The following is a 5,390-nucleotide window of genomic DNA, read 5'->3' as shown; positions in this document are numbered from 1 at the left end:
GCAGCTGCTAATAATCTTATTGCAGGGCGCCCGCGGTGCGCAGCAGGTCGATGCGCGTGGCGTCGCCGTAGAACACCTTGAAGCCGAACTTGCGCAGCGATTCGACCTGGTCAGGATCGTGGTCGAGAATGGTCAGGCCGATGCCGTTGGCGTGCAGCAGGCGACCGACGATCTGGCCGAAGCGGCCGAAGCCGGCGATGATGACCGCATGGTCCTGGGGATCGATCTTGTCCTCGGGGCGGCGCTTGCCGCCTTCCATCCAGCGCACCAGCAGACGGTCATGCACCAGCAACAGCAGCGGCGTGACCAGCATCGACAGCGCCACGACCACCACCAGTAGCGACGAGGTCTCGGGCGTGAGCACCTTGGCCGTGACTGCTGCGCCGAAGACGATGAAGGCGAACTCGCCGCCCTGCGACAGCAGGAAGGAAAAGAAGATCTGCTGGTCGCGCGGGATGCGGAAGCATTTCGCCAGTCCGTACAGCACGGCGGTCTTGATCACCAGGAAGCCCAGCACCATGCCGAGGATCAGCCACGGCTGCTCGAGGAAGATGCCGAAGTCGACCGACATGCCGACGGCAATGAAGAACAGCCCCAGCAGCAATCCCTTGAACGGTTCGAGATCGCTTTCCAGCGCGTGGCGGTATTCCGAATCCGCCAGCAGCACGCCGGCGAGGAAGGTGCCCAGCGCCATCGACATGCCCACCGATTGCATCAGCAGGCAGGTCGCAATCACCAGCAGCAGCGAGAACGCGGTGAATATTTCACGCATGTCGGTCTTGGCGATGATGCGCAGGATCGGACGGATCAGGTAGCGGCCGCCGAAGATCAGCAGCGCGATCACGGCGACCACTTGCAGCGTGTGCAGCCAGCCCTGGCCGCTGCCTTGCGCCACCGCCACGCCCAGCAGCGGCACCGCCGCCATCATCGGGATCGCGGCGATGTCCTGGAACAGCAGGATCGCAAAGCCAGCCGAGCCGGCCGGCGTCGCCGTCAGCTTGCGCTCGCCCAGCGTCGCCAGTGCAATCGCGGTGGAAGAGAGCGACATGCCGAGCGCGCCGATCAGCGCGACGCGCCAGTCGATGCCGACCGCCAGCGCCGCGCCGAACAGGCCGAGGCTGACCAGTCCGACCTGGGCGCTGCCCCAGCCGAAGATGTGCCGGCGCAGCGACCACAGCCGTTTCGGATCGAGTTCGAGTCCAATCAGGAACAGCAGCAGCACGACGCCGAATTCGGAGAAGTGCAGGATGTCCTCGACTTCACTGATCAGTCCCAGGCCCCAGGGACCGATGGCGATGCCGGCCAGCAGGTAGCCGAGCACGGCGCCCAGGCCGAGCTTCTTGGCGATGGGCACGGCGACGACCGCGGCCAGCAGGTAAATCAACGGATGCAGGAGAGTTTGTTCCATGGTGTTCTGGTGGTCCTGGCGTTAACGTGGAGAGGCGGCGGAGGCAGCGTCCGGCCAATCAGGGTAGCTGTCGAGCAGGGCGCGGTAATTGGCGGCATGCAGGGTCATGGCGTTGTTGTCGATCTGGTGCGCGCCGTGCAGCAGGTAGGGCGTCTTCCACTGCATGCCGCACAGTCGCGCGGTCTGCTGGTAAGGCGGCAGGAAGTCGTCGAAAGGATGGCCGTGGCGCCCGCCCGGCTGATACGACGTCTCGTCGCCGCCGGTGCTGGCGACCAGCCAGAAATCCTTGCCGCGCAAGGCATCGCCGCCGGGACCGAAGGCCCAGCCGCGTTCCAGCACCAGGTCGGTCCATTCCTTTTGCAGCGCCGGCATGCTGTACCAGTGGATCGGATGATGGAACACGATCAGGTCGGCTTCATGCAGCTGGGTCTGTTCGTAGTCGACGTCGATGTGGAAATCGGGATAGCACTCGTAGAGATCATGGATGCGCACGTTGGGCAGCGTGCGAGCGGCCTCGATCATGGCGCGGTTGGCGCGCGAGCGTTCGTGGGCCGGATGCGCATAGAGGATAAGAATGCGTGAAGTGGTCATGTAGGAGCTTGCCTGAGCAAGAAATAAGCCGGAAAGAAGTCAGAAAGGATTGGAACATATATCGCCGCTTTGTTGTCTGGATTATTGAAGATGGACGATAAGACGCCAGACATCGTTGAATGAGTCGCTGCGACCGCGGTGGCTCATTCTTCGTCATTCTGTGACACCCATGGTCCATGACCGGCTGCCCAAAGCAAATCAATGCGCTTATACTTTGGCAATCCTGTTCGCGGACGCAGCACCTGGTCACAGCCATTGATAACAACCTAACATAGCCGCCATGTCCGATATTAGCGATTCCGAAGCCAATCAACCAAGTTCTCCACGACCGCCCCGTCCCGATGCGCCTGCTGCATCGACGTCGGCACAGGCGCCGACAGCAGCGCAACAGCAGGCGCAACAAGCTGCTCAGCAAGCCCCGCATCCGGCGTATTCGCCGCCGCCGCTTGACACGCCTTGGGCGCAGACCTGGCGGTTGCTGGGTGCGCGTTTCAAGGCGATGTCCGACAAGGCCGGCCGTCGCATCATGCAGCGCACGCTCAAGATTGGCATCTCGGCGCGCATCTTCCACCCGGAGACCGGCGCCAAGGGTTTGCGCGGCAAGACGCTGCAATACCTGGAAGAGTCGATCGCGCAATGGGTCATGTCGCGCGACGTGCTGGTGTTCATGATCCCGACCGTCAACACCAACGGCCTGGTCCATCCCAGCAACATCCGTCTGCGCGACTACGCCAAGCATCTCGACGGTCTGGTGCTGCAGGGCGGCGCCGACGTCTCGCCGCAGAGCTACGCCGAGGCCGCCACGCGTCCCGAATGGAACGGCGACCGCGTGCGCGACATGTACGAGCTGGAACTGCTGCATGAATTCATCGAGGCCGGCAAACCGGTGCTGGGCATCTGCCGCGGTTGCCAACTGATCAACGTGGCCTTCGGCGGTTCGCTGTACCAGGACATCGCCACCGACGTGCCGGCGGCGATCGCCCACGTCAATGATCTGTACGACAGCAACTATCACGAACTCAAGTTCCCGCCCGGCTCGACCCTGGCTTCGCTGGTCAATACCCAGAACGCCGTGGTGAACTCCATCCATCATCAGGCCGTGAAGGACTTGGGCCGGGACCTGTCTGTGGAAGCAGTGTCCGGCACCGACAACATCGTCGAGGCGATCCGCTACCGCAAGGCGCCGTTCGTGATGGGTTTGCAGTGGCATCCGGAGTTCCACCGCGCCGGCGGGCCGGAGTTGCTCGATTGCATGCCTATCCTGGACAGTTTCCTGCGTACGGCGCGCGAAACACGTTTTTGAACGTTTTGGCCGTTGCTGAAACTTATATAGAAGAAAGCTATCAAAATGAGCCTGCGTCTGCAGGTACGCAGAGGCGCGCTGTCACCGGCGCCAATGCTCAGGCTCCCGCCCATTTAATCGCTTTCGTTTGCTTGAGCATTTAATCAATAGGAGAATCTCCATGACAAAGTCCGCCCTTAAAACAGTGAGAAACGATATGAAAACCCTCGTCAAAGATGCGCAAGAATTGTTCCGTGAAGCAGCTGCAGCCACCGGCGATAAAGCCGACGAACTGCGCAGCAAGGGCCTGATCATGCTGGAAGCAGCGGTCGAAGCGGCGCAAAACGCGCAAGCCGTGGCCATCGAAAAAGGCAAGGAAGTTGCTGCCGCCACCGACGACTACGTGCATGAAAATCCGTGGCGCGCCGTGGCGATTTCGGCCGGCGTCGGCCTCTTGGTCGGCCTGGTCATCGGCCGCAGCAAATAATCGGACGCGCCGACACAATGGAGCATAAAAACACGCAGGCGGAGCCGGCCAATCCCGGTCTCACCGCGGGATTGCTGGGCATCGCCAGGAACCTGCTCGGGCTGATCATCAACCGCATCGAGCTGGCTTCACTGGAGCTGTCGGAAATCGGCGGCAACCTGGTGAAATTCCTTGTGCTGTTTACGCTGGGGGCGATTGCCGTCTGGTTCGCGATTGCGTTCTGGGCCGTGTTGCTGGTGTTCCTGGCCTGGGATTCCTGGGGCTGGAAGATCCTGATTGTGCTCGGCGCGTTCTTCACCGCCGCTGCGGCGGCGATCGGCTGGTATGCTTTCGCGCTGCTGCGCAACGGCAAGCTGGCCTTGCCCGCCACCATGGCGGAGCTTCGCAAAGACCGCGACGCGCTGCTCTGACCTCGGGAAATGGGAAAATCATGCCTCACACAGACTGGAAGCCGGACGTCCCGCTCGAAGAACGCAAGCGCAAACTGCTGGCGGAAGGCGCCTTGTTCCGCATCGGCATCATGCAGGCGCGCGGCACCGTGCGCGCCAACCTGAATGCCGAATCGCTAGCCAAGGGCGCCTTCAACCGTATCGTCGGCGCAGTGTCTTCCACCTTCAGCGGCGCCTTGTCGGGCAAGGGCGGCAGCAACCTGCAATCGCTATCGCCGCTGCTGATCGGCGGCATCTCGCTGCTGTCCAGGCGCTACCTGCGCAAGCCCTTGCTATACGGCGCGGTAATCAGTGCGGGCGGGGCTGTCGCGTATTACCTGACGCGCCGCAAGGATCGCGAACAGAGCGCCGGTGCCGATACTGACGACGCTTCCACGCCTGATGGCGAATAGCGCCGAAATAGCGCCGAAATCGGATCTGCAACAATGCCCGCCGTTCGACGGCGCATGGAATCATACGAATAAAGGAAATCATCATGCGTAAATTAACTCTCGGCGCGCTGGCGCTGACTCTGGCCGCAACCGGTTGTGCGGACATGACCGCGACCCAGCGCGGTACGGCTACGGGCGCCGGTATCGGCGCCGGCGTGGGCGGCATTCTCGGCGCTGCAACGGGCGGCGGCGGTGGAGGCCGTACGGCAGCGGGCGCCGCCATCGGTGCAGGCCTGGGCGCGGTCATCGGCAACGTCTGGTCGAATCGCATGGAAAACCAGAAGCGCGCCATGGAGCAAGCCACTCAGGGTACCGGCGTGCAAGTGACGCAGACCCAGGATAACCGCTTGAAGCTGGAGATTCCGAGTGACATTTCCTTCAATACCGGTCGCGCCGACATCCAGCCGAACTTCCGCGCAGTGCTCGATAAATTCGCCGCCACGCTCAACGAAAACCCGGCCACCACGGTGAACATCATCGGCCACACCGACAGCACCGGCAGCGACGCCGTCAACAATCCCTTGTCGATGGAACGCGCTGCCCGTACACGTGATTACCTGACGGCGCGCGGCGTCTCTCCGGGCCGTTTCCACATTGACGGCCGCGGTTCGCACGAGCCGCTGGTGGCCAATGACACCGAAGCAAACCGGGCAAAGAATCGCCGCGTTGAAATCTTCGTGGCAGAACCGCAGCAGCGTTGATCAGGGTTGGTCGCAACAATAAAAAAGCCCCGCAGTGCGGG

6 protein-coding genes and 1 pseudogene are annotated in these 5,390 nt (G+C 62.4%); 5 read left to right on the top strand and 2 right to left on the bottom strand.

Annotated elements, in window-relative coordinates; genetic code table 11:
- Window positions 1-25 precede the first annotated feature (25 nt).
- A pseudogene (locus tag HLUSI_RS29400) lies at window positions 26-1,408 on the bottom strand (monovalent cation:proton antiporter-2 (CPA2) family protein); the annotation flags it as partial.
- Between the two features lie 21 nt (window positions 1,409-1,429).
- Window positions 1,430-1,999, bottom strand: a complete 570-nt coding sequence (gene kefF, locus HLUSI_RS0117940; protein ID WP_016835262.1) for a glutathione-regulated potassium-efflux system oxidoreductase KefF — start codon at window positions 1,997-1,999, stop codon at window positions 1,430-1,432.
- Between the two features lie 280 nt (window positions 2,000-2,279).
- On the opposite strand from kefF, the gene HLUSI_RS0117935 reads away from it, so the two are divergent.
- The 5 genes from HLUSI_RS0117935 (at window position 2,280) to HLUSI_RS0117915 (ending at window position 5,349) form a co-directional block, all read left to right on the top strand.
- Window positions 2,280-3,302, top strand: a complete 1,023-nt coding sequence (locus tag HLUSI_RS0117935; RefSeq protein WP_029363717.1) for a gamma-glutamyl-gamma-aminobutyrate hydrolase family protein — start codon at window positions 2,280-2,282, stop codon at window positions 3,300-3,302.
- A 160-nt stretch (window positions 3,303-3,462) separates the two neighbouring features.
- The gene (locus tag HLUSI_RS0117930; RefSeq protein WP_029363715.1) at window positions 3,463-3,768 is read left to right on the top strand and encodes an ElaB/YgaM/YqjD family protein; all 306 of its coding nucleotides are present in this window, start codon (window positions 3,463-3,465) and stop codon (window positions 3,766-3,768) included.
- Between the two features lie 17 nt (window positions 3,769-3,785).
- Window positions 3,786-4,178: a phage holin family protein gene (locus HLUSI_RS0117925; protein WP_016835259.1), complete on the top strand. Its 393-nt coding sequence runs from the start codon at window positions 3,786-3,788 to the stop codon at window positions 4,176-4,178.
- 20 nt (window positions 4,179-4,198) lie between these two features.
- A complete protein-coding gene (locus HLUSI_RS0117920) occupies window positions 4,199-4,609 on the top strand; it encodes a hypothetical protein (protein ID WP_016835258.1) in 411 nt (136 codons plus the stop codon).
- 83 nt (window positions 4,610-4,692) lie between these two features.
- Window positions 4,693-5,349, top strand: coding sequence for an OmpA family protein (locus HLUSI_RS0117915; protein WP_016835257.1), 657 nt, complete (start codon window positions 4,693-4,695; stop codon window positions 5,347-5,349).
- Window positions 5,350-5,390: the final 41 nt, after the last annotated feature.

It is taken from the genome of Herbaspirillum lusitanum P6-12, assembly GCF_000256565.1.
Taxonomy (GTDB): domain Bacteria; phylum Pseudomonadota; class Gammaproteobacteria; order Burkholderiales; family Burkholderiaceae_D; genus Herbaspirillum; species Herbaspirillum lusitanum.
This window is presented reverse-complemented; position numbering and strand designations above follow the sequence as displayed.

Coding starts and splice junctions, on each gene's coding strand:
- kefF (WP_016835262.1), bottom strand. CDS start 1,999: ATGACCACTTCACGCATTCTTATCCTCTATGCGCATCCGGCCCACGAA.
- HLUSI_RS0117935 (WP_029363717.1), top strand. CDS start 2,280: ATGTCCGATATTAGCGATTCCGAAGCCAATCAACCAAGTTCTCCACGA.
- HLUSI_RS0117930 (WP_029363715.1), top strand. CDS start 3,463: ATGACAAAGTCCGCCCTTAAAACAGTGAGAAACGATATGAAAACCCTC.
- HLUSI_RS0117925 (WP_016835259.1), top strand. CDS start 3,786: ATGGAGCATAAAAACACGCAGGCGGAGCCGGCCAATCCCGGTCTCACC.
- HLUSI_RS0117920 (WP_016835258.1), top strand. CDS start 4,199: ATGCCTCACACAGACTGGAAGCCGGACGTCCCGCTCGAAGAACGCAAG.
- HLUSI_RS0117915 (WP_016835257.1), top strand. CDS start 4,693: ATGCGTAAATTAACTCTCGGCGCGCTGGCGCTGACTCTGGCCGCAACC.